Source organism: Psychrobacter sp. FME6 (genome assembly GCF_014861365.1).
Lineage (GTDB): Bacteria > Pseudomonadota > Gammaproteobacteria > Pseudomonadales > Moraxellaceae > Psychrobacter.
Genome location: NZ_RRYW01000230.1, coordinates 1 through 777 on the forward strand (window position 1 = coordinate 1; position 777 = coordinate 777).

Sequence of the window (777 nt, forward strand, 5' to 3'; positions counted from 1 at the left end):
CTAACAATCGCAAACCATCACTATAGACTCTTTAAATAAAATAATATTTTTCTTGATAACAGAGTGTTATTAATAGACAATATTTCAATAAACTCTATACTTTTCTTAGCAAATAATTTAGAAAAACTTCTCATTCAACCATTTTCTTGGTCTAAAATAAGCCGTCACGGTACCTCTACTATGCCTTCTCAGACCGCTCGCCTACATAATATAACCGTTGATGCCTCCAATTATAGTAAATCTGCCTTTTATCCCGTTGCCTTTACGGGTATGAGTACACTGAATGGCAGCGATCACATTAACATACTTGTGTTTGTTTATGATTTCTTAGACCATTACGATTGTTTGCTTTTAATCGGCAAGCCCATATGCTTGACCACATTATCAGCAGATCGCTCACCGACTAGCAGTACGGGGCTTATTCGAGGCGTCAACTATCAGCAGTCAGATGGGGCGATGCATTTCTATACTTTAGATATCGTTAGCCCCGATTGGCAATTGACCCAGTCGATACATACCCGCCGTTTTACCAAGCAATCGACACTCGATATTGTGACCACCATCCTGAGTGATTACGAGATGGATTGGCAAGTATCAGAGTCTCTCTTGTCATCGGACAGTCAATCATCTGCGCGCTTATCTGCACTTTTAGCCATACGTACCCAGTCGGACGTCAGTGATTATGACTTTATTACTGGACTGCTCGCTGATATTGGCATATCTACGGTGTGGGTATCAGGGGATTCTGTTGATGAGCTTGGTACGTGGTGGTTGATC

1 protein-coding gene is annotated in these 777 nt (G+C 41.3%); it reads left to right on the forward strand.

Annotated elements, in window-relative coordinates; translation table 11 throughout:
• Positions 1–180: 180 nt before the first annotated feature.
• Positions 181–777: contractile injection system protein, VgrG/Pvc8 family (locus tag EI162_RS14385; protein ID WP_192524975.1), on the forward strand; the 597-nt coding region annotated here is incomplete at its 3' end.